General features: G+C 65.6%; 20 protein-coding genes. 12 read left to right on the plus strand and 8 right to left on the minus strand.

The window, feature by feature from the left end; genetic code table 11:
* Nucleotides 1–251: 251 nt before the first annotated feature.
* A complete protein-coding gene (locus tag N5D45_RS03925) occupies nucleotides 252–5,228 on the minus strand; it encodes an NAD-glutamate dehydrogenase domain-containing protein (RefSeq protein WP_010480438.1) in 4,977 nt (1,658 codons plus the stop codon).
* A gap of 250 nt (nucleotides 5,229–5,478) precedes the next feature.
* Between N5D45_RS03925 and N5D45_RS03930 the strand changes: the two genes are divergently transcribed.
* The 3 genes from N5D45_RS03930 to N5D45_RS03940 are packed head-to-tail and all read left to right on the plus strand — an operon-like array spanning nucleotide 5,479 to nucleotide 10,592.
* A complete protein-coding gene (locus tag N5D45_RS03930) occupies nucleotides 5,479–6,135 on the plus strand; it encodes a TetR/AcrR family transcriptional regulator (RefSeq protein ID WP_010480437.1) in 657 nt (218 codons plus the stop codon).
* Nucleotides 6,135–7,403: an efflux RND transporter periplasmic adaptor subunit gene (locus tag N5D45_RS03935; RefSeq protein WP_010480436.1), complete on the plus strand. Its 1,269-nt coding sequence runs from the start codon at nucleotides 6,135–6,137 to the stop codon at nucleotides 7,401–7,403. The genes N5D45_RS03930 and N5D45_RS03935 overlap by 1 nt, the downstream gene beginning before the upstream one ends.
* A 15-nt stretch (nucleotides 7,404–7,418) precedes the next feature.
* The gene (locus N5D45_RS03940; RefSeq protein WP_197617287.1) at nucleotides 7,419–10,592 is read left to right on the plus strand and encodes a multidrug efflux RND transporter permease subunit; all 3,174 of its coding nucleotides are present in this window, start codon (nucleotides 7,419–7,421) and stop codon (nucleotides 10,590–10,592) included.
* Between the two features lie 183 nt (nucleotides 10,593–10,775).
* Here the strand turns inward: N5D45_RS03940 and N5D45_RS03945 are convergent, their stop codons facing one another.
* Together N5D45_RS03945 and N5D45_RS03950 are read right to left on the minus strand one after the other, a co-directional pair.
* The gene (locus N5D45_RS03945; protein WP_019337351.1) at nucleotides 10,776–11,039 is read right to left on the minus strand and encodes a hypothetical protein; all 264 of its coding nucleotides are present in this window, start codon (nucleotides 11,037–11,039) and stop codon (nucleotides 10,776–10,778) included.
* Nucleotides 11,040–11,196: 157 nt separating this feature from the next.
* Entirely contained in the window at nucleotides 11,197–12,345 is a 1,149-nt protein-coding gene (locus N5D45_RS03950; RefSeq protein ID WP_010480433.1) for an acyl-CoA dehydrogenase family protein, read from the minus strand.
* 153 nt (nucleotides 12,346–12,498) lie between these two features.
* Here N5D45_RS03950 and N5D45_RS03955 point away from each other — a divergent pair, with 153 nt between their 5' ends.
* The 4 genes from N5D45_RS03955 to N5D45_RS03970 all read left to right on the plus strand — a co-directional run bounded on the left by N5D45_RS03955 (nucleotide 12,499) and on the right by N5D45_RS03970 (nucleotide 18,483).
* On the plus strand, nucleotides 12,499–13,428 hold the full coding sequence (locus N5D45_RS03955; RefSeq protein ID WP_010480432.1) for a metalloregulator ArsR/SmtB family transcription factor: 930 nt from the start codon (nucleotides 12,499–12,501) through the stop codon (nucleotides 13,426–13,428).
* Between the two features lie 12 nt (nucleotides 13,429–13,440).
* On the plus strand, nucleotides 13,441–14,535 hold the full coding sequence (locus tag N5D45_RS03960; protein WP_010480431.1) for a homocysteine S-methyltransferase family protein: 1,095 nt from the start codon (nucleotides 13,441–13,443) through the stop codon (nucleotides 14,533–14,535).
* On the plus strand, nucleotides 14,532–17,216 hold the full coding sequence (gene metH / locus N5D45_RS03965) for a methionine synthase (protein ID WP_279938477.1): 2,685 nt from the start codon (nucleotides 14,532–14,534) through the stop codon (nucleotides 17,214–17,216). The genes N5D45_RS03960 and metH overlap by 4 nt, the downstream gene beginning before the upstream one ends.
* 79 nt (nucleotides 17,217–17,295) lie before the next feature.
* Nucleotides 17,296–18,483, plus strand: coding sequence for an MFS transporter (locus tag N5D45_RS03970; RefSeq protein ID WP_049455476.1), 1,188 nt, complete (start codon nucleotides 17,296–17,298; stop codon nucleotides 18,481–18,483).
* Nucleotides 18,484–18,531: 48 nt separating this feature from the next.
* Here N5D45_RS03970 and N5D45_RS03975 read toward each other — a convergent pair whose 3' ends face one another.
* The 5 genes from N5D45_RS03975 to N5D45_RS03995 form a co-directional block, all read right to left on the minus strand.
* Nucleotides 18,532–19,218, minus strand: a complete 687-nt coding sequence (locus N5D45_RS03975; protein ID WP_010480426.1) for a DUF2058 family protein — start codon at nucleotides 19,216–19,218, stop codon at nucleotides 18,532–18,534.
* A gap of 10 nt (nucleotides 19,219–19,228) precedes the next feature.
* Entirely contained in the window at nucleotides 19,229–19,468 is a 240-nt protein-coding gene (locus tag N5D45_RS03980; protein ID WP_019337356.1) for a SlyX family protein, read from the minus strand.
* A complete protein-coding gene (locus tag N5D45_RS03985) occupies nucleotides 19,461–20,810 on the minus strand; it encodes a UDP-glucose/GDP-mannose dehydrogenase family protein (protein WP_279938478.1) in 1,350 nt (449 codons plus the stop codon). Before N5D45_RS03985 ends, N5D45_RS03980 begins: the two co-directional genes overlap by 8 nt.
* Nucleotides 20,811–20,833: 23 nt before the next feature.
* Nucleotides 20,834–21,811: an FKBP-type peptidyl-prolyl cis-trans isomerase gene (locus tag N5D45_RS03990; RefSeq protein ID WP_010480420.1), complete on the minus strand. Its 978-nt coding sequence runs from the start codon at nucleotides 21,809–21,811 to the stop codon at nucleotides 20,834–20,836.
* 96 nt (nucleotides 21,812–21,907) lie between these two features.
* The gene (locus N5D45_RS03995) at nucleotides 21,908–22,495 is read right to left on the minus strand and encodes a glutathione peroxidase (protein WP_019337359.1); all 588 of its coding nucleotides are present in this window, start codon (nucleotides 22,493–22,495) and stop codon (nucleotides 21,908–21,910) included.
* Between the two features lie 612 nt (nucleotides 22,496–23,107).
* On the opposite strand from N5D45_RS03995, the gene N5D45_RS04000 reads away from it, so the two are divergent.
* Genes N5D45_RS04000 through N5D45_RS04020 form a run of 5 tightly spaced genes read left to right on the plus strand, consistent with a single transcriptional unit; the run spans nucleotide 23,108 to nucleotide 26,916 of the window.
* A complete protein-coding gene (locus N5D45_RS04000; protein ID WP_006453095.1) occupies nucleotides 23,108–23,467 on the plus strand; it encodes a GntR family transcriptional regulator in 360 nt (119 codons plus the stop codon).
* Nucleotides 23,467–24,342: an ABC transporter ATP-binding protein gene (locus N5D45_RS04005; RefSeq protein WP_049455479.1), complete on the plus strand. Its 876-nt coding sequence runs from the start codon at nucleotides 23,467–23,469 to the stop codon at nucleotides 24,340–24,342. Before N5D45_RS04000 ends, N5D45_RS04005 begins: the two co-directional genes overlap by 1 nt.
* Nucleotides 24,339–25,367, plus strand: coding sequence for an ABC-2 transporter permease (locus N5D45_RS04010; protein ID WP_019337361.1), 1,029 nt, complete (start codon nucleotides 24,339–24,341; stop codon nucleotides 25,365–25,367). The genes N5D45_RS04005 and N5D45_RS04010 overlap by 4 nt, the downstream gene beginning before the upstream one ends.
* Nucleotides 25,368–25,392: 25 nt before the next feature.
* Nucleotides 25,393–26,280, plus strand: a complete 888-nt coding sequence (locus N5D45_RS04015) for a DUF2807 domain-containing protein (protein WP_010480407.1) — start codon at nucleotides 25,393–25,395, stop codon at nucleotides 26,278–26,280.
* A 30-nt stretch (nucleotides 26,281–26,310) separates the two neighbouring features.
* Nucleotides 26,311–26,916: a hypothetical protein gene (locus N5D45_RS04020; protein ID WP_279938479.1), complete on the plus strand. Its 606-nt coding sequence runs from the start codon at nucleotides 26,311–26,313 to the stop codon at nucleotides 26,914–26,916.
* The last annotated feature ends 21 nt before the right edge of the window (nucleotides 26,917–26,937 follow it).

Below are 26,937 nucleotides of genomic sequence, written 5' to 3' on the forward strand. Positions count from 1 at the left end.
CCGGAGGTTGGACTCCGCTGGGCGGATGACCGGCCCGTCCGCCGGGACACGCCGTAAACCCATCCCTGGGGGCTCGGTCGCGCCATCCATGGCGCTCACGGTCCCGGCGGACGGGCCGGACATCCACCTGACAGGTCGACGGCCGGCGTCGGGTCAGTGATCGCAGAATAGACAGGCAAAAACAGAACGGCCCCGCTTTCGCGGGGCCGCTGTGTTTCACGCATGCCGGGCAGCGCCCGGCGTTACATCACTTACGCACCGTGCGCGGCCAGCTGGCCCAGGCGCTGGACTGCGACCGAAACGGTCGGGTAGTCCAGGGTCTTCTGCTCGGCCAGTTCGGCCAGCATCGCCAGGGTGAAGCGCAGGCTGTTGTCGTCACGGCCCATCCAGGCTGCGACCTTGGCCTCCGCGCTGCTGCCCTTGGTGCCCAGCACCTGGCCGGCCAGGTTGCGGTGGTTGGCCGCCAGTTCGTCACGCAGCACGCCACGTGCCACGGCGTGCCAACGACCGTTGACCTCCAGCGCGTCGACCTGCTCGAACAGCCACGGCAGCTGCAGGGCATCGCCCAGGCGGAAGTGGACCTTGGACACGTCCACCGGCTTCAGCTTGCGGGTGCGGGCCAGTTCGATGATGTCGAACGCCGGCTCCAGGAAGTGCAGTTCGGCCAGCTGCTGCGCCAGCGCGGACGGCAGGCCCTTTTCCTTCCACTCGGCCACCAGGGCTTCGTAGGTCGGACGCTGCGAATCCGGCAGCACACCCGAAGCAACGCGGATGTCGTTGAACGGACCCTGGTAGCGGTTGACCGCTTCGGTGATGCCCGGCATCGCACCCGGGCGCGACAGCAGCCAGCGCACGAACGAGCGCTGCAGCTTCCAGATCACTTCCAGCGCATCGATCTGCACCGACTCCGGCACTTTGCCGTCGAGGGCATCGATCTGCGCCCACAGCGCGCGTGCATCCAGCGTTTCGCGGCTGATGGTGTAGGCCTTGGCGACCTCGGCGATGGAACGGCCGGTGTCTTCCTGCATGCGCATCAGGAAGGTAGCGCCCATGCGGTTGATGGTCTGGTTGGTCACGGCCGTGGCGATGATTTCGCGCTTCAGGCGGTGACGCTCCATCGCGTCGGCGTACTTCTTCTGCAGCGGGGTCGGGAAGTAGCGCTGCAGTTCCTTGGACAGGTACGGATCTTCCGGGATGTCCGAATCCAGCAGCTGGGCGAACGCCACCAGCTTGGAGTAGGACAGCAGCACCGACAGTTCCGGACGGGTCAGGCCCTGGCCACGTGCCTTGCGCTGGGACAGCTCGGCGTCGGACGGCAGGAACTCGATCTGGCGGTCGAGCAGCCCCTGCTGTTCCAGGGTACGGATGAAGTGCTGCTTGGAACCCAGGCGCTTGACCGCCATCCGCTCCATCAGGCTCAGCGCCTGGTTCTGGCGGTAGTTGTCGTTGAGCACCAGCTCTGCGACTTCATCGGTCATCGAGGCCAGCAGCTTGTTGCGCTGCTCGACGGTCAGCTTCTTGGCCCGCACCACATCATTGAGCAGGATCTTGATGTTGACTTCATGGTCGGAGGTGTCGACACCGGCCGAGTTGTCGATGAAGTCGGTGTTGAGCAGCACGCCGGCCTGCGCGGCTTCGATGCGGCCCAGCTGGGTCATGCCCAGGTTGCCGCCCTCGCCCACTACCTTGCAGCGCAGCTCGCCACCATTCACGCGCAGCGCGTTGTTGGCGCGGTCGCCGACATCGCTGTGCTGCTCGCTGGCAGCCTTCACGTAGGTACCGATGCCGCCGTTCCACAGCAGGTCGACCGGTGCCTTCAGGATCGCGCTCATCAGATCGTTCGGCGACAGCGCCTTGACGTTGTCGTCCAGGCCCAGCGCTTCACGCACCTGCGGGGTGATCTCGATCGACTTCAGGCTGCGCGGATAGATGCCGCCGCCCTTGCTGATCAGCTTGGCATCGTAGTCCGCCCAGCTCGAACGCGGCACGGTGAACAGGCGCTCACGTTCGACGAACGTGGTGGCCGCATCCGGGTTCGGGTCCAGGAAGATGTGGCGGTGGTCGAATGCAGCGACCAGGCGGATGTGGCGCGACAGCAGCATGCCGTTGCCGAACACGTCGCCGGACATGTCGCCGACGCCGACCGCGGTGAAGTCCTGGCTCTGGCTGTCACGACCCAGCGCACGGAAGTGGCGCTTGACCGACTCCCACGCACCGCGTGCGGTGATGCCCATGCCCTTGTGGTCGTAACCGACCGAACCACCGGAGGCGAATGCATCGCCCATCCAGAAGCCGTGCGCAATGGCCAGGCCGTTGGCGATGTCGGAGAAGGTCGCGGTGCCCTTGTCGGCCGCCACCACCAGGTACGGATCGTCCATGTCGTGGCGCACGACATCCACCGGCGGCACGATCTTGTTGTTGACGATGTTGTCGGTGATGTCCAGCAGGCCCTGGATGAACAGCTTGTAGCAGGCCACGCCGTTGGCGAAGATCGCATCGCGATCGCCATTCACCGGCGGCATCTTGGCGAAGAAGCCACCCTTCGCGCCGACCGGCACGATGACGGTGTTCTTGACCATCTGCGCCTTGACCAGGCCCAGCACTTCGGTACGGAAGTCTTCGCGACGATCCGACCAGCGCAGGCCACCACGGGCCACGGCGCCGAAGCGCAGGTGGGTACCTTCCACGCGCGGGCCGTAGACGAAGATTTCGCGGTACGGGCGCGGCTTCGGCAGGTCCGGCACCAGCGCCGAATCGAACTTGAAGCTGATGACATGGCCGTGCTGGCCGTTGGCATCGGTCTGGTAGTAGCTGGTACGCAGGGTCGCGTCGATCACACCCATGAACGAGCGCAGGATGCGGTCCTCGTCCAGGCTGGACACGCGGTCCATCAGCTTCAGCAGCGCATCGCGCGCAGCCTGCATCTGTGCGTCGCGGTCACCCTTGCGGGCGTCGACCACGGTCTTGAGCACCTTCAGGGTGGCGTCGTCGCCAGCAGCCAGCACATCGAAGTGGGCCTTCAGCTGGGCCTGGCCGGCAGCGATGTCGTCCTTGCTCTCGTGGCCGGTGGCCGGATCGAAGCGTGCTTCGAACAGCTCGACCAGCAAGCGGGCCAGCAGCGGGTAGCGCGCGAAGGTGCCTTCCACGTAGGCCTGCGAGAACGGCACGCCGGTCTGCAGCAGGTACTTGCAGTAGCCACGCAGCATGGCGACCTGGCGCCAATGCAGGCCGGCAGCCAGCACCAGGCGGTTGAAGCCATCGTTCTCGGCATCGCCGTGCCAGACGCGGGCGAAGGTCTCGCCGAAGGCTTCATCGACGCTGGCGGCATCGATCGCGCCGGCGGTCGATTCGACCTCGAAGTCCTGCACGTACACCGGCGCGTTGTCGACCGACAGGCGGTACGGACGCTCGGCGATCACGCGCAGGCCCATGTTTTCCATCATCGGCAGCGCATCCGACAGCGGAATGTCGTCCAGCTGGCGATACAGCTTCAGGCGCAGGCCATCGCCGCTTTCGCGCGGCACGGCCTGCAGGCTCAGGCGCAGGTCGTCCGGGCCGGTCAGGGCGTCGAGCTGGCTGACATCGTTGGCGGCAACCGCGGTGCTGTTGTCTTCGATGTAGCCGGCCGGCAACGCCTTGCCGATGCGGGCGGCGATGCGCAGGCCTTCGGTCTCGCCATGGCGGGACACCAGCGCTTCGCGCAGGTCGTCCTGCCAGTTGCGCAGCACCTGGGCCAGCTTCTGCTCCAGTTCGGCGGTATCGACGTCGAGCATTTCACCCGGCTTCGGGCGCACGATCAGGTGCACCTGGGCCAGCGGCGATTCGCCCAGCACCACCGAGCTGTCCACGTACTCGCCGTGCAGCGCTTCCTTCAGCATCGCTTCGATGCGCAGGCGCACGTCGGTGTTGAAGCGCTCGCGCGGCAGGTAGACCAGCGCGGAAATGAAACGGCTGTACTTGTCGCGGCGCAGGAACAGGCGGCTGCGCACGCGCTCCTGCAGGCCCAGCACGCCCATCGCGGTGCGGAACAGTTCGTCCTCGCTGGACTGGAACAGTTCTTCGCGCGGCAGGGTTTCCAGGATGTGGCGCAGGGCCTTGCCGCTGTGGCTGGCCGGGGCCAGGCCCGACTGCTTCATCACGTGCTCGTGGCGCTGGCGCACCAGCGGGATTTCCCACGGGCGACGGTTATAGGCGCTGGAGGTGAACAGGCCGAGGAAGCGCTGCTCGCCGATGATCTTGCCCTTGGCGTCGAATTCCAGCACGCCGATGTAGTCCATGTAGCCAGCGCGGTGCACCCGCGAACGGGCATTGGTCTTGGTCAGGATCAGCGCGTCCTTCAGCCCGGACGTGGTGTTCAGGCCCTGCGCGGCCAGGGTCTTGACCGGACGGGCGGCGGACTTGTCCTTGCCGCGCATCAGGCCCAGGCCGGTGTCGTTCAGCGGCGCCAGCACGTCTTCCTTGCCCTGCTTCTCGACGCGGTACTCGCGGTAGCCGAAGAAGGTGAAGTGGTTGTCGGCGGCCCAGCGCAGGAACTCCTGTGCTTCCTTGCGCGACGCGTCGTCGACCGGCAGCTGGCGGCTGCCCAGGTCGTCGGCCAGTGCCAGCGCCTTGTCCTTCATCGGCTGCCAGTCGCGCACGATCGCACGCACTTCGTCCAGCGCCTTGTTGATGGCCTGTTCGATGGCGGCCATGGCGTCGGCCGGCTGGCGGTCGATCTCCAGCAGCATCACCGACTCGGCATCGCCTTCGCCGACCTTGACCAGCTTGCCGGCCTTGTCGCGGGTGAAACGCAGCACCGGGTGGCCCAGCACGTGGACACCCACGCCCTGTTCGGCCAGCGACATGGTGACGGTGTCGACCAGGAACGGCATGTCGTCGTTGACGATCTGCAGCACGGTGTGCGGCGACTCCCAACCGTTGGCCTTCGCGGTCGGATTGAACACGCGGACGTTGGCCTTGCCGGCCTTGCGGGCACGGGCGAATTCCAGCGTCTCAGCCGCGAGAGCGGCCCACTCTTCAGCGCTGTGGTGCGGGAACTCGTCCGACTCCATGCGCTTGTAGAAGTCAGTGGCAAATGCCACTGCTTCGGCCTGTGCGGCCGCGGGGTAGCGCTTGCGCAAGGCCGTGTACACCGGCTCCAGGGAGAAACCAGCGGTCACTGCGACCTCCGCTTCTGCTGGTTTGGTCTTGTTTTTCACGGTCTTGGCTGCGGTTTTTTGCGGTTTCATGGCAGAGCGATGCGCTTGCTCAGTTGGGAAAATGAAATTGTAGCCCTACCGCACGAAAAGGCCTTGCTGCAGGACGGAATAACCAGATTCGGGTTTGCTGCGGTTTAGACGCCTATTCAGTTCGCACCGGTATGGTGCTGGCGCCCGCTTCAGCACTGCCAACAGGATCGGCAAAGCGTGTTACCGGAAGACACACGCGGCGACACCGATTCGATTCCACAATCCTGAACTGGACGGTATAGTCCACCGCGTGAATCCGGCCTACCTCCCCGTTGCCCTCGACGCACGCGATGAGCGCGTGTTCGATGCCGTGCGCGAGCTGCTGGCCCAGCAGGGCATGCAGATGAGCATGGATGCGGTAGCCCAGCACGCCGGCTGCTCCAAGCAGACCCTGTACTCGCGTTACGGCAGCAAGCAGGAACTGCTGCGCCGGGTGATGCAGCGCCACGTCGGCCACGCCACCGGCGCCATGGTTCGTGCACTCCGCACTGACGACCTGCGTGCCAGCCTGCTCCAGTTCGCCACCGACTTTCTGGAGCACTTCAACCAACCGCACGTGGGCCAGGCCTGTCGGCTGATCGCCGCCGATGCATCCCAGTTTCCCGAAGAGGCGCGTACGCTGTACCGGCATGGTGCCGGCGCGCTGACGCTTCATCTTGCTGAATGGATTGAAACCGTTTGCATGCGAGGCCAGCTCCGGCATGACGACCCGCACTTCATGGCCGAACTGCTGCTGAGCATGATCGCCGGTCAGGATTTCGACAAACAGCGCTTCCATACCCCCCATCGTGATGACGCGCAGCTGCGTCGGCGCTGGGCAGAGTTCTCCGTCGACAGCTTCCTGCGCGCCTTCGCGCCTCAGCCGTCGCCGGCCCCGTCTTCAAACCAACCCCGGAGTTCCTCCTGATGACCGCCCCACTCCGCACCCTTGCCTTGACGTGCGCCGTTGCTGTCGCGCTGGCTGCCTGCAAGAAGCCGGAACAGCAGACGCCCCCGCCGCCGGAGGTGGGCGTGATCGACGCCAAGCCGCAGACCCTGCCGCTGCAGCGTGAGCTGGTCGGCCGCCTGTCGCCGTTCCGCAGCGCCGACGTGCGTGCGCGCGTGCCGGGCGTACTGCTCAAGCGCGTCTACCAGGAAGGCTCCCAGGTCAAGCAGGGGCAACCCCTGTTCCTGATCGACCCGGCGCCGCTGCGTGCCTCGCTCAACGCCTCCGAGGCCCAGCTGGCTTCGGCCCGCGCCACCTACGCCAATGCCAAGGTGGCCGCCGACCGCGCCCGTTCGCTGGCGCCGCAGCAGTTCGTCTCCAAGTCCGACCTGGACAACGCCGAATCGGCCGAACGCACCGCGCTGGCCGCGGTCAAGCAGGCCGAAGCGGCGGTGACCTCCTCGCGCATCAGCCTGGGCTATACCGAAGTGACCGCACCGATCAGTGGCGTGGCCAACAAGCAGCAGGTCACCGAGGGCGCACTGGTCGGCCAGGGCGATGTGACCCTGCTGACCACCGTCGACCAGCTCGACCCGCTGTACGTGAACTTCTCGCTGAGCGTGGATGAGCTGACCCAGCTGCGTGCGCAGCAGGCCAAGGGCGCGCTGGCGCTGTCGGGTGACGGCAAGGCCACGGTCAACGTCAAGCTGGCCGACGGCACCACTTACAGCGAGCCGGGCACGCTGGACTTCTCTTCGACCACGGTCGACCCGGCCACCGGCGCGGTGTCGCTGCGTGCGCTGCTGCCGAACCCGCAGCAGATCCTGCTGCCGGGTGCCTTCGTCAGCTTCCAGGCCAACCTGGGCGAGCGCAACAACGCCTACCTGGTGCCGCAGCAGGCACTGCTGCGTGACACCACCGGCGGCTACGTGATGGTGGTCGGTGCCGACGGCAAGGTCATCCGCAAGAACGTGAAGACCGACGGTGCACAGAACGGCAACTGGCTGGTCAGCGACGGCCTGGCCGCCGGTGACAAGGTGATCGTGGCCGGCGTGCAGAAGGTCAAGGAAGGCGCACCGGCAGTCGCCAAGCCGTGGACCCCGGGGCAGGACGCCAACGGCAAGCCTGCCGCAGGCGGCGCCGCTCCGGCGGGCGCGGCACCGGCCGCAGGCAAGGCACCGGCCGACGCGGCCAAGCCCGAGCAGGCCGATGCGGCCAAGCCGGCAGCCACCGATTCGAACAAGCAGTAACGGGAACCTTCCGTCATGCCTAAATTTTTCATCGAACATCCAGTCTTCGCCTGGGTGGTTGCGATCCTGATCTCGCTCAGCGGCGTGATCGCGATCCTCAACCTGGGCGTGGAGTCCTATCCCAACATCGCCCCGCCGCAGGTCACCGTCTCGGCCACCTACCCGGGTGCCAGTGCCGACACCACGGAGAAGTCGGTCACCCAGGTGATCGAGCAGCAGCTGACCGGTATCGATCACCTGCTGTACTTCAGCTCCTCGTCCGCCTCCAACGGCCGTGCACAGATCACCCTGACCTTCGAGACCGGTACCGATCCGGACATCGCCCAGGTGCAGGTGCAGAACAAGGTCTCGCTGGCCACGCCACGCCTGCCCTCGGAAGTCACCCAGCAGGGCGTGGTGGTGGCCAAGGCCAACGCCGGCTTCCTGATGGTGGTGGCGCTGCAGTCCGATACCCCCGCCATCAACCGTGACGCCCTGAACGACATCGTCGGTTCGCGCGTGCTCGACCAGGTCTCGCGTATCCCCGGCGTCGGCAGCACGCAGCAGTTCGGTTCCGAGTACGCCATGAACATCTGGCTGAACCCGGAAAAGATGCAGGGTTATGGCCTGTCGGCCAGCCAGGTGCTGGCGGCGGTGCGCGCGCAGAACGTGCAGTTCGCCGCCGGTGCGCTGGGTTCGGACCCGTCGCCGGAAGGCCAGCACTTCACCGCCACGGTCTCGGCCGAAGGCCGCTTCAGTTCGCCGCAGGAGTTCGAGAACATCATCCTGCGCGCCAATGCTGACGGTTCGCGCGTGCTGCTGAAGGACATCGCCCGCGTTGCCTTCGGTGCCAACAACTACGGCTTCGACACCCAGTACAACGGCAAGCCGACCGGCGCCTTCGCCATCCAGCTGCTGCCGGGCGCCAATGCCCTGAACGTGGCCGATGCGGTGCGCGCCAAGATGGACGAACTGCAGCCCAGCTTCCCGGCCGGCGTCACCTGGTTCTCGCCGTACGACAGCACCACCTTCGTCAAGATCTCGATCCAGGAAGTGGTCAAGACGCTGTTCGAGGCGGTGTTCCTGGTGTTCCTGGTGATGCTGATCTTCCTGCAGAACTTCCGCGCCACCCTGATCCCGACCCTGGTCATCCCGGTGGCCCTGCTCGGTACCTTCCTGGGCATGTGGATGATCGGCTTCACGATCAACCAGCTGACCCTGTTCGCGATGGTGCTGGCGATCGGCATCGTGGTCGACGACGCGATCGTGGTGATCGAGAACGTCGAACGCATCATGACCGAGGAGGGCCTGGCGCCGAAGCCGGCCACGCAGAAGGCGATGACCCAGATCACCGGCGCGGTGGTGGCGATCACCGTCGTGCTGGCCGCGGTGTTCATCCCGTCCGCCCTGCAGGGCGGTGCCGCCGGCGAGATCTACAAGCAGTTCGCGCTGACCATCGCCATCTCGATGGCGTTCTCGGCGTTCCTGGCGCTGGGCTTCACCCCGGCGCTGTGCGCGACCTTCCTCAAGCCGACGCACAACGACAACCCGAACATCGTCTACCGCACCTTCAACAAGTACTACGACAAGATCAGCCACACCTACGTGGGGCACATCACCTCGGCGGTGCGGCATGCGCCGCGCTGGATGATCCTGTTCGTGGTGCTGACCGCTCTGTGCGGTTTCCTGTTCACCCGCATGCCGGGCAGCTTCCTGCCGGAAGAAGACCAGGGCTATGCGCTGGCGATCGTGCAGCTGCCGCCGGGCTCGACCAAGGGCCAGACCAACGAAGTGTTCGCGCAGATGCGTGGCATCCTGGAAAAGCAGGATGGCTATGAAGGCATGCTGCAGGTGGCCGGTTTCAGCTTCGTCGGTTCCGGCGAGAACGTGGGCATGGGCTTCATCCGCCTGAAGCCGTGGGAGGAACGCAAGTTCACCGCGCCGGAGTTCATCCAGAACATGAACGGCGCGTTCTATGGCATCAAGGAAGCGCAGATCTTCGTGGTCAACCTGCCCACCGTGCAGGGCCTTGGCCAGTTCGGTGGCTTCGACATGTGGCTGCAGGACCGTAGCGGTGCCGGTTACGAGCAGCTGACCCAGGCCCGCAACATCCTGCTCGGCCAGGCCGCGCAGAAACCGGACCACCTGGTCGGTGTGCGCCCGAACGGCCTGGAAAACGCGCCGCAGCTGCAGCTGCACGTGGATCGCGTGCAGGCGCAGTCGATGGGCATGTCGGTGTCGGACGTGTACAGCACCATCCAGCTGATGCTGGCCCCGGTGTACGTCAATGACTTCTTCTATGAAGGCCGCATCAAGCGCGTGACCATGCAGGCCGATGGCCCGTACCGCACCGGCCAGGAGTCGCTGAAGAGCTTCTACAGCCCGTCCAGCCTGACCACCAATGCCGACGGTACCAACGCGATGATCCCGCTCAACACGGTGGTCAAGTCCGAATGGGTGTCGGCACCGCCGTCGCTGAGCCGCTACAACGGCTACTCGGCGATCAACATCGTCGGTTCGCAGGCACCGGGCACCAGCTCGGGTGAAGCGATGCAGACCATGGAGGCGATCGTCAACGACGACCTGCCGGCCGGTTTCGGCTACGACTGGTCCGGCATGTCCTACCAGGAAATCCTGGCCGGCAACGCGGCGACGCTGCTGCTGGTGCTGTCGATCGTAGTGGTGTTCCTGTGCCTGGCCGCGTTGTATGAAAGCTGGTCGATCCCGGTGGCGGTGCTGCTGGTAGTGCCGCTGGGCGTGCTCGGCGCCCTCGGCCTGTCCATGCTGCGTGGCCTGCCGAACGACCTGTTCTTCAAGATCGGCCTGATCACCGTGATCGGCCTGGCGGCGAAGAACGCGATCCTGATCGTCGAGTTCGCGGTGGAGCAGCGCGCAGCTGGCAAGACCCTGCGTGATGCCACCATCGAGGCGGCACGCCTGCGTTTCCGACCGATCCTGATGACCTCGTTCGCGTTCATCATGGGCGTGATCCCGATGGCGATCTCCACCGGCGCCGGCGCCAACTCCCGCCACGCCATCGGTACCGGCGTGATCGGCGGCATGCTGTTCGCCACCCTGCTCGGCCTGTTGATGATCCCGGTGTTCTTCGTGGTCGTGCGCCGCATGCTGGGCGACAAGCTGGATCAACCGTCCAAGGAGTTCATGGAACGCCAGCGTGATGCGGATGCTGCACACCGCCCGGATCGTTGATCCGGTGGTGAGCTGAAACGAGAAAGGCCCCGGAGCGATCCGGGGCCTTTTTTCTGCTTTTGAATGCATCCCAACCAAGGTTGGCATCTACCAGAGCAACGACATGCCCGACGGCTGGCAATCACCAGAGCTGCGGCATGCCCGGTAGCCGCCAACCTTGGTTGGCGCCGTTCGGGCCACGTCTCAGCGCAGCAGCGCAATCACCACGCACACCACCACGAGAGCCAGCGCAGGCCATTGCATCGGCAGGAAGAAGAAGTGATGGGGTGCGGCCTCGCCCTTCTGCCGGGGCACACGATTGAGCCACAGGCCCAGCAGTACGTTCACCGCTGCGCCGATGCCTGCACCCAGCAGCACCTGGGGCAGTGGAGTGTTGCCCTTGGAGCCTTCATGCGGGAAGAAGTACGCCAGCAGCAGGATGGCTGCGATCGGCGTCACCAGCGTCATGAATCCCCAACCTCGATAGATCATCTTTGCAGACCGCGTAATAAACGACCTGTATTGGAACAGATCGGGTATCGCCCGGCCAGGAAGACCGTGTAGATCCACACATGGCGTGGATCTACCGGCCGCGCCGCCGTTGCAGCGGCGCGGCCCTTGCCACTCAGCGCAGTCCGGTCTCGTTGCGGGCGATCACCAAGCGCTGGATTTCCGAGGTGCCTTCGTAGATCTCGGTGATCTTGGCATCACGGAAGTAGCGCTCCAGCGGCATTTCCTTCGAATAACCCATGCCGCCATGGATCTGCACCGCCTGGTGGGTGATCCACATCGCGGCTTCCGAAGCGGTCAGCTTGGCCACCGCGGCTTCGGTGCTGAAACGCTTGCCCTGGCCCTTCACCCATGCGGCGCGCAGGGTCAGCAGCAGCGCTGCGTCCAGCTTGCACTTCATGTCGGCGATCTTGGCCTGGGTCATCTGGAAGGTACCGATGGCCGCGCCGAACGCCTTGCGCTCCTTCACGTATTCCAGGGTCGCTTCATAGGCGGCACGGGCGATGCCGATGGCCTGCGAGGCGATGCCGATGCGGCCAGCATCAAGCACGCTCATGGCGATCTTGAAGCCCTCGCCTTCCTGGCCCAGCACGTCTTCGGCCTGCGCCACGTAATCGTTGAACTCGATCTCGCAGGTGGCCGAAGCACGGATGCCCAGCTTCGGCTCGGTCTTGCCGCGGCCGAAACCCGCCTTGTCGGTATCGATGATGAAGGCGGTGATACCACGCGCGCCCTTGTCCGGCTCGCTCATCGCGAACAGCACGATGTACTTGGCCACCGGGCCGGAGGTGATCCAGCTTTTCTTGCCGTTGATCACGAAGGTGCCGTCAGCCTGCTTCACCGCGCGGCAGCGCATGGCGGTCGCGTCCGAGCCGGACTGCGGCTCGGTCAGCGCGAATGCACCGATGGCCTCGCCTTCGGCGATCGCACGCACGTAGGTCTGCTTCTGCGCTTCGGTACCGTGAGTGAGGATGCCGTTGCAGAACAGCGAGTTGTTCACCGACATGATGGTCGAATGGGCTGCGTCGGCGGCGGCGACCTCCACCATCGCCAGCACGTACGCGATCGGGTCCATGCCCGCGCCGCCGTATTCGGTCGGCACTTCGATGCCCATCAGGCCGTTCTCGCCGAGCAGGCGGATGTTGTCCAGCGGGAACTCGCCGGTGCGGTCATGGTGCTCCGCGCTCGGAGCGATCTTCTCCTGCGCGATCCGCCGCGCCACGTCCTGCAACATCAACTGCTCTTCAGTAAAGCTGAAATCCACAACACCCTCCCGGGTACATGATGTTATGGGCCGCGCACGGCGTGCCCAGGTGCCCCGATTGTACCGGGGCCCGGCGGCTTCCGTACGCCAGCGACTTGACCGCGGCAGGCCTTCTCAGCGAATATATCTCTATATCGCGATAGGTAGATATTTATGGATCTTGAAGACTGGTCGACCCGCCTGAAGGTGTTCGCCGATGCGACCCGCGTGCGCCTGCTGGCGCTGCTGGAGCAGGAGGAACTGACCGTGGCCGAACTGTCGGCGATCACCCGGCTGGCACAGCCGCGGGTGTCCACCCATCTGGCGCGCCTGAAGGAAGCCGGCCTGGTTCGCGACCGCCGTGCCGGCGTGTCGGCCTATTACCGCTTCGACGAGGCCCAGCTGGACCCGGCGCAGCGTGCATTGTGGCATGCCTTGAGCAATGGAAGCGACGACCCGCTGCTTCGCCAGGACGCCGAACGCGTCGCCGCCGTGCTGGCCCACCGCGCCTCCGACCAGAACTGGGCCGACAGCGTGGCCGGCGACATGGAGCGCCACTATTCTCCAGGCCGGACCTGGGAGGCCCTTGCGCGCACCGCGCTGCCACTGCTGGAAACCGGCGACGTGCTGGACATTGCCTCCGGTGATGGCGTGCTGGCCGAACTCGTCGCCCCGCATGCCAAGCGCTACATCTGTATCGACACCAGCGCACGCGTGGTCGCCGCCGCCAGCGAGCGCCTGCGCCGCCTGCCCAATGTGGAAGTGCGCGAGGGCGACATGCACGCCCTGCCGTTCAAGGACGGCAGCTTCGACCTGGTGGTGCTGATGCATGCGCTGACCTACGCCAGCAAACCGGCGCAGGCGGTGACCGAAGCCGCACGCGTGCTGCGCCCCGGTGGCCGCCTGCTGCTGTGCAGCCTCGCCCGCCACGAGCACAAGGCAGCAGTGGAGGCTTACGGCCACGTCAACCTCGGTTTCAGTGACAAGGAACTGCGCAGGTTCGTCGACAAGGCCGGCCTGCAGGTGTCCAGCCTGGAGACGGTCACCCGCGAAAAGCGTCCGCCGCACTTTGAAGTGATTTCACTGATCGCCAACAAGCCCTGAGCCGAGACCGCCATGCCTGCCCTGCCCTGGTTGCATCCTGATCGTGCCAACGCCCTGCTCGACGCCCTGCGCGAGCGGATCCTGATCATCGACGGCGCGATGGGTACGATGATCCAGCGCCATGGCCTGCAGGAAGACGATTACCGTGGCGAGCGCTTCGCCGATGGCTACGACCATCTGCATGGCCCCGGCTGCGATCACGCAACACCGGAAGGCCATGACCTGAAGGGCAACAACGATCTGCTGCTGCTGACCCGGCCGCAGATCGTCGCCGACATCCACACCGCCTACCTGGAAGCGGGCGCGGATCTGGTCGAGACCAACACCTTCAACGCCACGTCGGTCAGCCAGGCCGACTACCACCTCGAACACCTGGTGTACGAATTGAACAAGGCCGGTGCCGCAGTTGCGCGAACCTGCTGTGATGCAGTGGCTGCGACCACGCCGGGCAAGCCCCGCTTCGTGATCGGGGTGATCGGCCCCACCAGCCGCACCGCCTCGATCAGTCCCGACGTCAATGATCCGGGCTTCCGCAACACCAGCTTCGACGAGCTGCGCGACACCTACCGCGAAGCGATCGAGGGCCTGATCGACGGCGGTGCCGACACCCTCATGGTCGAGACCATCTTCGACACGCTCAACGCCAAGGCGGCGCTGTATGCGCTGGAAGAGGCTTTTGATGCGCGTGGCGCGCGCTTGCCGGTGATGATCTCCGGCACCATCACCGACGCGTCCGGACGCACCCTGTCCGGGCAGACAGCGGAAGCCTTCCATGCCTCGCTGGCGCATGCACGACCGCTGTCGATCGGACTGAACTGCGCGCTGGGTGCCGATGCCATGCGCCCGCACGTGGAAACCCTTGCACAGGTCGCCGGCTGTTATGTCAGCGCACACCCCAATGCCGGCCTGCCCAATGCCTTCGGCGAGTACGACGAAACGCCGGAGGACATGGCCAGTACCCTGCGAGGCTTCGCCGAAGATGGCCTGCTGAACCTGGTCGGCGGCTGCTGCGGTTCCACCCCGGACCATATCCGTGCAATTGCCGAGGCCGTGGCCGGGCTGCCGCCGCGCGCCCTGCCCGGTTCCCAGGAGCAGCAGGCCGCATGAGCACCTCGCCCTACACCCGCCTGTCCGGGCTGGAACCGCTGGTCATTACTCCGGATCTGCTGTTCATCAACGTCGGCGAACGCACCAACGTCACCGGCAGCGCGCAGTTCCGCAAGCTGGTCAAGGAAGGCCGCTACGAAGAAGCGGTGGACGTGGCCCGCCAGCAGGTGGCCAGCGGCGCGCAGATCCTCGACGTCAACATGGACGAGGGCCTGATCGATTCGGAAGCGGCGATGACCCGCTACCTCAACCTGATCATGTCCGAGCCGGACATCGCGCGTATCCCGGTGATGGTCGACTCCTCCAAGTGGAGCGTGATCGAGGCCGGCCTGAAATGCCTGCAGGGCAAGAGCGTGGTCAACTCGATCTCGCTGAAGGAAGGCGAGGCACTGTTCCGCGAACACGCACGCAAGGTCCTGCGCTATGGCGCCGCCGCGGTGGTGATGGCCTTCGATGAAAGCGGGCAGGCCGACACCTGCGCGCGCAAGGTCGAGATATGCACCCGCGCCTACCGCATCCTCGTCGACGAGATCGGTTTCCCGCCGCAGGACATCATCTTCGACCCGAACATCTTCGCCGTCGCCACCGGCATCGAAGAGCACGACAACTATGCAGTGGACTTCATCGAAGCCACCCGCATCATCAAGCAGACGCTGCCGCACTGCCATGTGTCCGGCGGTGTCTCCAACGTGTCGTTCTCGTTCCGTGGCAACGAAACGGTACGCCAGGCCATCCACTCGGTGTTCCTGTACCACGCCATCGCCGCCGGCATGGACATGGGCATCGTCAACGCCGGCGCCATGCCGATCTACGACGAGCTGGAGCCGGAACTGCGCGAGCGCGTGGAGGACGTGATCCTCAACCGCCGCAGCGACGCCACTGAGCGCCTGCTGGAAATCGCCGAGCGCTACAAGGGCAAGAAGGGCGCGGCAAAGACCGAGGACCTGGCCTGGCGCGAGAAGCCGGTGGCGCAGCGCCTGGCGCACGCGCTGGTGCATGGCCTGGACGCCTATGTGGAAGAGGACACCGAACTGGCCCGCCAGGCCTCCAGCCGCCCGCTGGATGTGATCGAAGTCCCGCTGATGGACGGCATGAACGTGGTCGGCGACCTGTTCGGCGCCGGCAAGATGTTCCTGCCGCAGGTGGTGAAGTCCGCGCGCGTGATGAAGAAGGCGGTGGCCTACCTGCTGCCGTACATCGAAGCGGAAAAGGCGCGCAGCGGCGACACCGCCAAGAGCAACGGCAAGATCATCATGGCCACGGTGAAGGGCGATGTGCATGACATCGGCAAGAACATCGTCGGCGTGGTCCTGGCCTGCAACAACTTTGAAGTAGTCGACCTTGGCGTGATGGTGCCGGCACAGAAGATTCTCGATGCCGCCCGTGAACACAACGCCGACCTGATCGGTCTGTCCGGGCTGATCACTCCGTCGCTGGAGGAGATGAGCCACGTCGCCCGCGAGATGCAGCGCCAGGGCTTCGAGCTGCCGCTGCTGATCGGTGGCGCCACGACCTCGCGTGCGCATACCGCGCTGAAGATCGACCCGCATTACAAGGCGCCCACGGTGTGGGTGAAAGATGCCTCGCGCGCGGTCGGCGTGGCCCAGTCGTTGATCTCGCGTGACCTGCGTGACGCCTTCGTTGCCGCCAACGAGGCCGACTATGCCGAGATCCGCGCGCGCCACCGCAATCGCGGCGATGCCAAGCGCCTGGTCACGCTGGAACATGCACGCGGGCAGAAATTCCAGGGAGGATGGGACAGCTACACGCCGCCGGCCCCGAACCAGCCCGGCCTGCACGTATTCGACGACTACCCGCTGGCCGAACTGGTCGACTACATCGACTGGACGCCGTTCTTCCAGGCCTGGGAGCTGGCCGGCAAGTTCCCGGCGATCCTCACCGACGAGATCGTCGGCACTCAGGCCAGCGATCTGTACAAGGATGCCCGCGCGATGCTCGAGCGCATCGTCGGCGAAAAGTGGCTGACCGCCAAGGCCGTGTTCGGCCTGTGGCCGGCCAACAGCGTCGGCGACGACGTGCGCGTGCAGCACCCGCAGGGCGAGACCACGCTGCACTTCCTGCGCCAGCAGGTGGACAAGCCGGCCGAGCGCCCCGATTTCTGCCTGGCCGATTTCATCGCGCCGGCCGACAGTGGCCAGCAGGACTGGATCGGCGCCTTCGCGGTGACCGCCGGCATCGGCATCGACGCCCACGTGGCGCGCTTCGAGGCCGACCATGACGATTACAACGCGATCCTGCTCAAGGCCCTCGCCGACCGCTTCGCCGAAGCGTTGGCCGAGCGGCTGCACCAGCGCGTACGCACGGAATTCTGGGGCTACGACCACGCCGAGACGCTGGACAACGAGGCACTGATCGACGAACAGTATCGCGGTATCCGCCCCGCGCCGGGCTATCCCGCCTGCCCGGAGCACAGCGAAAAGCGCTGCCTGTTCGACCTGCTGCAAGCCGAAGCGAACGCCGGCATGGCGTTGACCGAGAGCTTCGCGATGCTGCCCACCGCAGCGGTATCGGGTTACTACTTCAGCCACCCGCAGAGCCAGTACTTCGTGGTCGGCCGGCTCAGCCGCGAACAGGTCGGCGACTACGCACGCCGCAAGGGCGTGGACCGCGCCCAGGCCGAGCGCTGGCTGGCCTCCAACCTCGACTACGATCCCGAATGAGGCGGTAGCGCCGGGCCATGCCCGGCGTCATCTCCCGTCCGCCGGGCATGGCCCGGCGCTACCGTGCATGATTCCCGCGATGACTGTCCCCGTTGCCCGCCTCTCCAGCTTCTACCTGTTCTACTACGCAGCGCTCGGTGCGTTCACTCCGTACTGGAGCCTGTTCCTCACTGCGCGCGGCATGAGCGTGACCGCGATCAGCGTGATGATGGGCCTGTGGTATGCAACGCGCGTGGTTGCGCCCAGCACCTGGACCTCGCTGGCGGCGGCCTCGCCACGGCCGATCCGCCTGCTGCGTATCGGCTGCCTGCTGACCCTGATCAGCTTCGCCGCGTTCCTGCTTCCTCTGCCGCAGCCGTGGATGTATCCGGCAATGGTGGTGTTCTGCTTCTTCTACAACGCGGTAATGCCACAGTTCGAGTCGATCACTCTCACCCATCTCGGCAGCGACAGCCATCGCTACGGCCTGATCCGGGTCTGGGGCTCACTGGGCTTCATCGCCATCGTGACCCTGTTCGGCTGGCTGATCGAAGGTGACGGCACCTCCAGCCGCGCCGGGCTGCTGCCGTGGATGATGCTGCCGCTGTTCGTCCTGCTGGTCGCTTCCGCCTTCAGCAATCACTACGCGCGCGGCATCGGCCGGACCGAAGGCGACGCCAGCGGCTTCTGGCAGATCGTGCGCCGCCCTCCGGTACTCGCGTTCTTCCTCGCTGCCTTCATGGAGCAGCTTTCGTTCGGACCGTACTACACGTTCTTCTCGGTCTACATGGACCATCACGGCTACCGCACATCCACGCTCGGCCTGCTGTGGACCATCGGCGTGGTGTTCGAGGTCGGCGTGTTCTTCACCATCGGCCGTTTCTTCCGTCGCTACGACGCCAGCTGGATGCTGCTGATCGCGCTGGTCAGTTCCTGCCTGCGCTGGGCGGTCACCGCGCTGTTCCCGGAGAACCTGCCGGTGATGCTGCTGGCCCAGACCGCGCATGCGCTCGGCTTTGCTGCTTTCTTCGCCGCAGCCATGCAGATGCTGGCGACCTATTTCCCGGGCCGCCTCAACGGCCATGGCCAGGGCCTGCTGTACGGTTTCTCGTCCGGTGTCGGCGGCGTGCTGGGCGCACTCATTGCCGGCCAGCTGTGGAAGATCGACGATGGCCGCACCGCATTCCTGGCGGGGAGCGGGTTTGCCCTGGTCGGCGCATTGCTGTGCTTCTTCGCACTGAGCCTGCCGTTGATCCGTGCACGCCGTAGCATTGCGCGCGCCCGGTAACGAAAACGCCGGGCAATGCCCGGCGTTTTCATCGTGCAGCAGGTGTAGTTACCAGACCAGGTCGTCCGGCACCTGGTACTGCGGGTCCGCGTACGGATCTTCCTCGGTCGGCGCATCCGGATCGACCTTCAGCGCCACCGAGGCGGCGAACACCGCTTCGGACTGTGCCAGCACCTCGGCAGTCACCAGCAGGTAACGGCCATTGAGCTGCACCACGCCCAGCTCACCGGCATTGAGCGCGGTCAGCTGTTCGGCGGTCACGTAGATGCGCTTGATCTTGCCGCCGTACGGGAAGTGGCGGGCGATGTCCGCCGCCTCGGCGTTGAGGCTCTTGTCCTTCAGCAGTTCTTCCAGCTTGGCCTTCGCCTCACGGCGAACGCGTGCTTCTTCCTGCTTCAGGCGCTCGGTCTCGATGCGCTCTTCCTTCTCCCGCTGCGCGCGGATGGCATAGGCCTTGGCCAGGTCCATCTCTTCGGCGCTGCGCGGCTTGCGCGGGCCCTGCTGTCCCTGGCCACCACGCGCATGCCCGCCGGGCTTGCCCGCGCCACCATGACCGTGCCCGCGACGCTCGCCGGGCTTGTGTTCGCCCTTGCCTGCGCCCTGCGGCTTTCCATTGCCGTTGCCACCCTTGCCCTGCGGGCGGCCATCACGACGGGGGCCATCATTCTTGCGCTCGGGCTTGGGCGCGGGCTTGAAGCCCAGGCCCATCAGCTGGTCGCGGAGGGTATCGCTCATAGGATTCGGATCAGTAGTGCGGCGGCGGCGGTTCGCTCGCCGGATCAGAAGAATTCAGTGCGTTGCGGACCTTGCCCAGGTCTTCCAGCAGCACGCGCAGCACATCGGCGTTGCGCATGCCCTGCATGCGGGCATCAGCCAGCGCATCGCTCAGTTCGGCCAGCGCCTGTTCCTGGAAGGACACGCGCATTTCCAGCTCGACCAGGCGCGCTTCCAGCGCCTGCTCGCGTTCAGTGGGCATATCAGACATGCAACGAGCGCCCCCGGCCAATGCCGTAGTACGCAAGACCTGCAGCTTCCACTTCGCCCGGCTCATACAGGTTGCGGCCGTCGAACACCACTGCGTCCTTCAACTGCTCGCGCAGCTTCTGGAAGTCGGGGCTGCGGAACTGCTTCCACTCGGTGACCACCACCAGTGCATCGGCGCCCTGCAGTGCTTCGCCTGCCGTGCTGCAGAACGTGAGGTCGTCGCGCTCACCGAAGATGCGCTGCGATTCATGCATCGCTTCCGGGTCGTAGGCACGCACCATGGCACCGCCTTCCCAGAGCTGGGCCAGCAGGCGACGGCTGGAGGCCTCACGCATGTCGTCGGTGTTCGGCTTGAAGGCCAGGCCCCATACGGCGAACGTCTTGCCGCGCACGCCTTCGTCCTCGCCCTTGTCGTAATGGCGCTGGATGAGGGCGAACAGGTGGCCCTTCTGTGCATCGTTGACCGCTTCAACCGCATTGAGCAGCTTCGGCTCCAGGCCATACTGCTGGGCGGTACGGGCCAGTGCCTGCACGTCCTTCGGGAAGCACGAGCCACCGTAGCCGGCGCCCGGATAGATGAAGTGCCAGCCGATGCGCGGGTCCGAGCCGATGCCCCGGCGGACCTGCTCGACGTCGGCACCCACGCGTTCGGCGATGTTGGCGATTTCATTCATGAACGAAATCTTGGTCGCCAGCATCGCGTTGGCGGCGTACTTGGTCAGCTCGGCCGAGCGCACGTCCATTTCCACCACACGGTCGTGGTTGCGGTTGAACGGCGCGTACAGGCGACGCATCACCGCCACCGACTCCTCGCTGGTCGCACCGATGATGATGCGGTCCGGGCGCATGCAGTCGGCGACTGCGTCGCCTTCCTTCAGGAATTCCGGGTTGGACACCACGTCGAAGGCGATGTCCGCGCCCCGCGCGGCCAGCTCTTCAGCGATGGCTGCACGCACCTTGTCAGCGGTGCCGACCGGCACCGTCGACTTGTTGACCACCACGGTCGGCACGCTCATGTGCCGGCCGATGGTGCGGGCCACGGCCAGCACGTACTGCAGATCGGCGCTGCCATCCTCGTCCGGTGGCGTGCCAACGGCGATGAACACCACCTGGCCATGCTCGATGGCGGCCGCCGCATCGGTGGTGAACGCCAGCCGCGAGGCGGCATGGTTGGCCTTCACCATCGGCTCAAGGCCCGGCTCATAGATCGGGATGATGCCCTGGTTGAGGCCATCGACCTTGGCCTGATCGATGTCCACGCAGACCACCTGGTGGCCTGCGTCGGCCAGGCAGGTACCGGTCACCAGTCCAACGTAACCGGTACCAAAAATCGCAACGCGCATATCCGTATTCGCTCCTGAATGACTTACGGCAGAACGCCCAGCAGCTCGACGTCGAACGTCAGCGTCGCGTTCGGGCCGATCGGGCCGCCCGGGGTGCCGTTCTCGCCGTAGGCCAGTTCGCCCGGGATCCAGAAGCGGTACTTCGAACCGACCGGCATCAGCGCGACGCCTTCGGTCCAGCCCTTGATCACCTGGTCCAGGCCGAACTCGGCCGGCTGGCGGCCGTAGGAACTGTCGAACACGGTGCCGTTGAGCAGCTTGCCTTCGTAGTTCACGCGCACCTTGCTGCTCGGCAGAGGGCGCTCGCCGCTACCCGGGCGGATCACCTGGTACTGCAGGCCCGACGAGGTGGTCACCACGCCCGGCTGGGTCTTGTTCTTGGCCAGGAATGCGTTGCCTTCCGTGCGGTTGGTCTGCGCAGCCTGGGCGGCCTTGGCCTGCATTTCAGCCTGCTTGGCACCCATGAAGGCCTGGATGGTGGCGGTCGCGTCAGCTTCCGTCATCTTCGGCTGGCCCTTGGTCAGGCCGGTGCTGATCGCGTCAAACAGCGAGGCGACATCGATATCGTCCTTCAGCTGCGCCAGCGACGGGCCCACCGAGTAGGAGCCGATCATCTGCGACACCTTGACGCGGTCGACCTTCGGCGGCTGCGAACCCGGTGCCACGCCCGGCACCTGCTGGCCACTGCGGGCCATCACGACCTGGCGCAGGGCGGCATCGGTGGCCTTGGCCTGTTCCTGGGTGATCTGCGGCTGCAGGCCCTCGAACGAGCGCTCAACGGCGGTGCGCAGGGCGGCCACATCGATCTCTTCGGCGATCGGGGTGAACGACTTGGCCACGTCCAGGCCGATGGCATAGCCGAGCTTCTGCTTGGGGGAATTCAAGGTTGCGGTCTCCTTGGCGGCTGCGGGGGCAGCCGGTTGTTGCGACAGAGCGACACCCGAAGTGCCCATCGCCAGAATCAGAACCGACGCCGCGGCGCCGCGCATTCCCATCTTCATTCGCTGCATTCCTGGAAGTGTCTGGGCGCCGACGTCGGCGCGAAAAGAAGCATTGTCGCACGCATGCCGTCGATGTCGAGGCATGCGTGCCGGATATCAATGCGTGGCGGCTGCCGCCAGCGCCTTGTCGATGGCCGCGGTCAGCTGCGGATCGTCCGGCGTCACCTTGCTGGCGAACTGGGCAATGACCTTGCCATCGCGGCCCACGAGGTATTTGTGGAAGTTCCAGGCCGGCGCAACGCCGGTCGCTGCGGTCAAGCGCTGGTACAGCGGCGTGGCCTGGGTACCGACCACATGCACCTTCTCGAACATCGGGAACTTGACGCCATAGGTCAGGGTGCAGAAGTCCTGGATCTGCTTCTCGTCACCCGGTTCCTGGCCCTTGAAGTCATTGGAAGGGAAGCCCAGCACCGCGAAACCGCGGCCGGCATAGCGCTTCTGCAGCGCCTCCAGCCCTTCGTACTGCGGCGTGTAGCCACACTTGCTGGCGGTGTTGACCACCAGCAGCACCTGCCCGTGATAGCGCTGCTGCAGATTCACCTGCTGCTTGCTGGCCAACGGCCGGTATTCCAGATCGAGCAGGTCGGCCGCCAGCGCACTGGCGGAACCGGCGGCACCGGCCACCATCAGGGCCAGCAGGGACAGGCCGCGCAGGCGGCACGGGGAAACGGTCGGCAGGGGCATCAGAGGCGGTCCGCGGTAGCCATTCACAAGGCCCGGCCAGCGCTGGCCGGGAATCGGCCGAACTATAGCACCGGGCTCCGGCACCCCTGATGGCACAGGCCCACACGGGCTTTGCGCTGCGTGGCGGATGCGCTGCCCGGGCGCCATCGATGGCGCAGCGATGACATAGCATGGACATCACTGAATGGAAGGCGGCCCCGGGAAGACCCCTGCGCCAGTTTTATTTCCCTTTTAAATCAATCAAATAAAGGGATATTTCAGCAATCTGACCACCCCTGCCATCAGTTGGGGGCGGCAAGGGGTTGCACGTAGGCGTGCCGGTGTTATAGTTGCATACAACACCAGTCACCTGAGACAGGGGGAAGCCATGAACGTCCGGATCCGTCGCAACCTCACCGCACCTGCGGCCGTCGCTGTTTCGACCCTGCTCGTGCTGGCCTGGTGGGCCACGCCCACCGCCCCTGCTTCTGCCGCTGCTGAAAGCGCGCAGGACGCGACGCTCTCCCCGGCAGGGAACGCCCCCTCCTCCCCCCCTCCCCCGCGTCGGCTGCACAGCGCGCTGTCCATGCCGTACTTCTCGTTCGCCCAGCCGCTGACCCCACGGAGCTGAATATGAGCGACATCCAGTGGAGCGACGGCGCTCCCATCTATCGTCAGTTGAAGGAGCGCGTGATCGCCATGATGCTCGACGGAATCCTCAAGCCGGGCGATGCCCTGCCTTCGGTGCGCCAGGTGGCCGCCGACTATCAACTCAATCCCATCACCGTTTCGCGCGCTTACCAGGAACTGGCCGACGAAGGCCTGGTCGAGAAGCGCCGCGGCCTGGGCATGTTCATGACCGAGCAGGCGGCCACGCAGCTGCGCAGCAGCGAGCGCGACCGTTTCCTCAACGAAGAATGGCCCGCGGTTCTGGAGCGCATCCAGCGCCTGGGCCTGAGCCTCGACGAATTGCTGCCCCAGGGGAAAGTCTGATGAATAGCACTGCAAGTGAGTCGGTCATCACCGCCCGAGGCCTGCGCAAGGCCTACAAGACCACGGTCGCCCTCGACAATGCCAGTTTCAGCATTCCAAGCGGGCGTATCGTCGGCCTGATCGGGCCCAATGGCGCCGGCAAGACCACCGCGCTGAAGGCCCTTCTGGGCCTGACCTCGGTGGAGGGTGAACTGAGCGTGCTCGGCCGCGACCCGCGACTGCACCGCGACGAACTGATGAACGACATCTGCTTCATCGCCGACGTCGCCGTACTGCCGCGCTGGCTGAAGGTCCGCGAGGCGATCGACTTCGTCGCCGGCGTCCACCCGCGCTTCGACCGCGCCCGTTGCGAGCGCTTCCTGGCCAACACCAAGCTGCAGCCGAAGCAGCGCGTGCGCGAGCTGTCCAAGGGCATGATCGTGCAGCTGCACCTGGCGCTGGTGATGGCCATCGATGCCCGCATCCTGGTGCTGGACGAACCGACCCTGGGCCTGGACATCCTGTACCGCAAGGAGTTCTACCAGCGCCTGCTGGAAGACTACTTCGACGAACAGAAGACCATCATCGTCACCACCCACCAGGTGGAGGAGATCGAGCACATCCTCAGCGACGTGATGTTCATCCGCGACGGCCGCATCGTGCTCGACGCGGAAATGGACGACATCGGCCAGCGCTACACCGAGCTGCTGGTCAATGCCGACCAGCTGGACACCGCCCGCGCCCTGAAGCCGATCGACGAGCGCAGCCTGGCGTTCGGCAAGACCGTGATGCTGTTCGATGGCGTGCCGCGCGCCCAGCTTTCCTCCCTCGGCGAGACCCGCATCCCGGGCCTGGCCGACCTGTTCGTCGCCATCATGAAGGGGACCTACGCATGAATGCCGTCAACCACCCCGTCAGCCCGATCGGCACCCTGCGCTGGCTGCTCAAGCGCGAGTACTGGGAGAACCGCGGCGGTTTCCTGTATGCCCCGTTGATCGCCGGCCTGATCTCGCTGGTGATGAGCATCGCCGGCATTGCCTTCGGCCTCTTCGCACTGAACCGTGCAGCGCGCGACGGTGGCCTGCACATCGATGGCGAGAACGTGAACATCAATGGCCTGGACCTGGCCCTGCTCACCCGTGACATCAGTGCCAAGGACCTTGCTGATCTTGGCAACGGCCTGGACCTGACCCTGGTGCTCAGTTCAAGTTGGCCCTTCCTGGTGCTGGCCTTCGTGGTGTTCTTCTACTGCCTGGGCGCCCTGTACGACGATCGCCGCGACCGCAGCATCCTGTTCTGGAAGTCGTTGCCGCTGTCGGACACGCAGACCGTGCTGTCCAAGGTGATCAGCGCACTGATCGTGGCACCGTTGATCGCGGTGATCGCTGGCATCCTCACCATGTTCGGTTTCATGCTGATCATCAGTGCCGTCGCGCTGCTGCACGGTGGCAGCCCGATGACCCTGATCTGGGGCCCGGCCAGCCCGCTGACCCTTGCCGCTGGGCACCTGGCCTGGATTCCGGTCTATGCCCTGTGGGCCCTGCCCACCGCCGGCTGGCTGCTGCTGTGCTCGGCATGGGCCAGGAGCAAGCCGTTCCTGTGGGCGGTGATGCTGCCGCTGTTTGCCGGCATCATTGTCAGCTCCACCAAGATGATGCCGCTGTTCGGCCTGACCACCGGCTGGTTCTGGCAGAACATCGTCGGCCGCCTGCTGCTGGGGGGCGTACCCGGCATGGACCTGCTGTATCGCCTCGGCGCCGACGAAGCCTCGCGCCGCGATCTGGACTCGGTCGTCAGTCTGATGTCCCCCGCCTCGCAGCTGAAGTCGCTGGCGATGCCGGAACTGTGGATCGGCGCCGTCGTCGGTGCAGTGTTCATCTTCCTTGCCATCCGCCTGCGCAAGCGCGCCGGCGAGATCTGATCCCATTCATCCGGAGGCATTACCCATGCGTTCCCTGCTCGCCTGTTCTGCGTTGTTGCTGTTGCCGTTGTCGGCGCTGGCCGCCGATGCTCCGAACTGCAAGTTCACTGCTGCCCGCGCGCTGAAGCTGGACGTGGCCGGTGCCAAGACGGTGGTGTTCGAGGTCAACCAGCATGACCTGAAGGTGGTCGCCAGCGCTGGCGGCGGCCAGCTGGACGGCCGCGCCTGCGCGTCCAGCCAGGAATGGCTGGACCAGCTGGTACTGGACCAGCGCAAGGTGGGCGACAAGCTGGTGGTGAGCCTGCGCCGCGACGGCCGCCAAAGTGGCATCAGTCTGGGCAACAGCTACGCCTGGCTGGATATCCGCGGCAGCGTGCCGGACAACCTGCCGCTGCAGTTCAAGGTCGGCTCGGGCGATGCCAGCGTGGAAAACGCACAGTCCCTCAGCGTGGACGTCGGCTCAGGTGACGCGGTGGCCCGCGGCACCCGCGGCAGCATCCACGCTGCAGTGGGTTCCGGCGACCTCAACATCGATGGCGGAAGTTCCTTGAACCTGCTGTCGCTGGGTTCCGGCGACGTCACCGTACGCAACATCAGCGGCGACGCCAGCACCGGTACCGTCGGCTCCGGTGACCTGAAGATCACCGATGTACGTGGCAACGCGCGGCTGGACACGGTGGGCTCGGGTGACATCGAGTTCAAGCGCGTGCAGGGCAACGTTGAAGTGGGCGTGGTCGGCTCCGGCGGCGTCGACCTGGCCGACATCGGCGGCAATGTGCACGTCCGCAGCCACGGCTCGGGCGACATCCACGTCGACGGCGTGCGCGGCACCCTGACCGTCGATCACAGCGGCAGCGGTGACGTCGATCATCGCAACGTCAGCGGGCGGGTCACTCTGCCGCGCAGCAAGTAACCCTCTTCCAGACACTATCAGGGGAACACCATGAACCTGTTGCGCCTGTTGCCCGCTGTGCTGCTGTCCCTGCCGCTGATCGCCTGCGGCGGCACGTCGTCCGCGCCCGACAAGACCGTCGGCAAAAGCGTCGCCGAAGCCACAGGTGGCGTTGGCGAGGCCGTCAGAAACGCCATGGACGATGCCCGCAAGGATATCGCCCAGGGCAACATCAAGATCTCGGCGGACAAGCAGCCGCGTGCGGAGATCACCCCGGATGGCCGCCTGCTGATCGCGGGCAAGGAGATCGCTGCCAACGATATCCAGCGCCGCCATCTGCAGGACTACCGCGGCCACGTGGTCGCCATCGCGATGGACGGCATGGATGTCGGTCTGGCAGGCGCCAAACTGGGTGCCAGCGCGGCCGGCGAAGCGCTGAAGGGCATTTTCAGCGGCGACAGCGAAGGTGTCGAAAAGCGCATCAATGCCGAAGCCGAGAAGATCGAAGCCCAGGCCAAGCGCATCTGCGACCGCCTTCCGGCGATGCTGGCCAGCCAGCAGGCGCTCGCACGCGAACTGCCGGCGTTCAAGCCCTACGCGACCATGGACCAGGGCGACGTGGACGACTGCGGCAAGGACACCGTGGTCCAGCGCTAGGCCTGTGACAGATCAGCGCAC

Source organism: Stenotrophomonas sp. GD03819, assembly GCF_029841665.1.
In the GTDB taxonomy this organism is placed as follows: domain Bacteria; phylum Pseudomonadota; class Gammaproteobacteria; order Xanthomonadales; family Xanthomonadaceae; genus Stenotrophomonas; species Stenotrophomonas geniculata.

Coding starts and splice junctions, on each gene's coding strand:
- N5D45_RS03985 (WP_279938478.1), bottom strand. CDS start 20,810: ATGCGCGTTGCGATTTTTGGTACCGGTTACGTTGGACTGGTGACCGGT.
- N5D45_RS03935 (WP_010480436.1), top strand. CDS start 6,135: ATGACCGCCCCACTCCGCACCCTTGCCTTGACGTGCGCCGTTGCTGTC.
- N5D45_RS03975 (WP_010480426.1), bottom strand. CDS start 19,218: ATGAGCGATACCCTCCGCGACCAGCTGATGGGCCTGGGCTTCAAGCCC.
- N5D45_RS03960 (WP_010480431.1), top strand. CDS start 13,441: ATGCCTGCCCTGCCCTGGTTGCATCCTGATCGTGCCAACGCCCTGCTC.
- N5D45_RS03945 (WP_019337351.1), bottom strand. CDS start 11,039: ATGACGCTGGTGACGCCGATCGCAGCCATCCTGCTGCTGGCGTACTTC.
- N5D45_RS04010 (WP_019337361.1), top strand. CDS start 24,339: ATGAATGCCGTCAACCACCCCGTCAGCCCGATCGGCACCCTGCGCTGG.
- N5D45_RS03940 (WP_197617287.1), top strand. CDS start 7,419: ATGCCTAAATTTTTCATCGAACATCCAGTCTTCGCCTGGGTGGTTGCG.
- N5D45_RS03990 (WP_010480420.1), bottom strand. CDS start 21,811: ATGAAGATGGGAATGCGCGGCGCCGCGGCGTCGGTTCTGATTCTGGCG.
- N5D45_RS04020 (WP_279938479.1), top strand. CDS start 26,311: ATGAACCTGTTGCGCCTGTTGCCCGCTGTGCTGCTGTCCCTGCCGCTG.
- N5D45_RS03955 (WP_010480432.1), top strand. CDS start 12,499: ATGGATCTTGAAGACTGGTCGACCCGCCTGAAGGTGTTCGCCGATGCG.
- N5D45_RS03970 (WP_049455476.1), top strand. CDS start 17,296: ATGACTGTCCCCGTTGCCCGCCTCTCCAGCTTCTACCTGTTCTACTAC.
- N5D45_RS04015 (WP_010480407.1), top strand. CDS start 25,393: ATGCGTTCCCTGCTCGCCTGTTCTGCGTTGTTGCTGTTGCCGTTGTCG.
- N5D45_RS03995 (WP_019337359.1), bottom strand. CDS start 22,495: ATGCCCCTGCCGACCGTTTCCCCGTGCCGCCTGCGCGGCCTGTCCCTG.
- N5D45_RS04000 (WP_006453095.1), top strand. CDS start 23,108: ATGAGCGACATCCAGTGGAGCGACGGCGCTCCCATCTATCGTCAGTTG.
- N5D45_RS03925 (WP_010480438.1), bottom strand. CDS start 5,228: ATGAAACCGCAAAAAACCGCAGCCAAGACCGTGAAAAACAAGACCAAA.
- metH (WP_279938477.1), top strand. CDS start 14,532: ATGAGCACCTCGCCCTACACCCGCCTGTCCGGGCTGGAACCGCTGGTC.
- N5D45_RS03980 (WP_019337356.1), bottom strand. CDS start 19,468: ATGTCTGATATGCCCACTGAACGCGAGCAGGCGCTGGAAGCGCGCCTG.
- N5D45_RS04005 (WP_049455479.1), top strand. CDS start 23,467: ATGAATAGCACTGCAAGTGAGTCGGTCATCACCGCCCGAGGCCTGCGC.